The organism is Hydrogenivirga sp. 128-5-R1-1 (genome assembly GCF_000171895.1).
In genome coordinates, this window is record NZ_ABHJ01000394.1 from 1 (window position 1) to 1,346 (window position 1,346).

Sequence of the window (1,346 nt, forward strand, 5' to 3'; positions counted from 1 at the left end):
AAAGACAAAAATGACGCACTTGAAGATGAAAGAATAGTAATTGCTAAAGAAAATCACATAACAAGCTGTGTCCACTGTAAGTACTGCACATTTATGTGTCCAAAGGAAATACCTGTAGAACAGGATATTACACAGATAGAATTTTACGGGAAACAAAAAGGCATAATAGAAAATCAGCAGGAAGGTTTTGGTTTTGGGTTTGGTTTTAATCCGCCAAGTTTTTAACCTGCCACATATCTTTCCTGAAAAATATTAAGAAGGTTATAAATGATAACAACTATAATAGGTGCAATAAAAACTCCAACAAATCCAAATAGGTTCAAGCCACCAAAAATTGCGAAAATCATAATTAAAGGATGTATGTTTGCTTTACCGCCTATTACTATTGGTTTAATTATGTTATCAACTGTACTGATAATGAATGTTCCATAGAGAGAAAACAAAATACCAACTATCAATCCTTTGGTGAAGAATAAGTAAACTGCAATAGGAACCCAGATTAAAGAAGCCCCTCCAATTGGTATAAATGCTGAAAAAAAGGTAATTATAGCCCAGAAAAGGCTAAATCCAACTCCAGAAAAGTAATAACCTATAAATGAAAGTATCCCCTGTGCAATTGCTGTTAAGAAAGAGCCTAATACAATACCTTGAATTGTGTTATATGAAGAAACAGCTATATAATTTTTTTCTTTTTCTTCCATTGGAATAAGTTTGTATATCCAGATGTAAAAATTCTTTCCATCTTTAAATAAAAAGAATATTGTAATAATCATTAAAATAATTCCAAGAACAATAAAGGAAAAATCTATAAATATTGTTCTTCCTTTAGATATTAAAAAATTAACAACGTAAGAAATGGCTGTTTTTAAAAAGTCCTGAATATCAACTTTAATATTTAACGTCTGAAGATATGAAATTATTTTCTCATGTAAATAAGAAATAACTGGTATGCTTAGTATAAAAGACTCAATGCTGTCAGATTTTGAAATTTTGTTAATGAATATTGGGTAAAGTTTTGTAAGTTCATTTACAAAAACGGCTATGATTAGTATAGATGGGATGATTATAAAAATAAGTACCAAAAGTGTTAATGTTAAAGAAGCTAAAATCTCAGATTTTATTTTAGATTTTAATTTTTCATATAAAGGATAAAGTATAACTACAATGAATAATGATAAAAATACTATTTTAAAAAAAGGTAAAAAGAGAAAATAGCCCAGGAAAAGAAAAAAGAATAGAAAAACAAGAAAAATAAATTGCTTATATTTCCCGGGCTCAATTAGTTATTACTCTTCCCCTTTCTTTAATGCTCCTGCAGTAAATGCCAAAACCGCAGTCACAATTGC

The 1,346-nt window shown here is 28.8% G+C and carries 1 protein-coding gene and 1 pseudogene; one reads left to right on the forward strand and one right to left on the reverse strand.

The features are described 5' to 3' along the window. Positions 1–225, forward strand: a pseudogene (locus tag HG1285_RS01300) (succinate dehydrogenase/fumarate reductase iron-sulfur subunit); the annotation flags it as partial. Here HG1285_RS01300 and HG1285_RS01295 read toward each other — a convergent pair. Continuing rightward, a complete protein-coding gene (locus HG1285_RS01295) occupies positions 222–1,280 on the reverse strand; it encodes an AI-2E family transporter (protein WP_032497168.1) in 1,059 nt (352 codons plus the stop codon). The pseudogene HG1285_RS01300 and the gene HG1285_RS01295 overlap by 4 nt on opposite strands. Positions 1,281–1,346 lie beyond the last annotated feature (66 nt).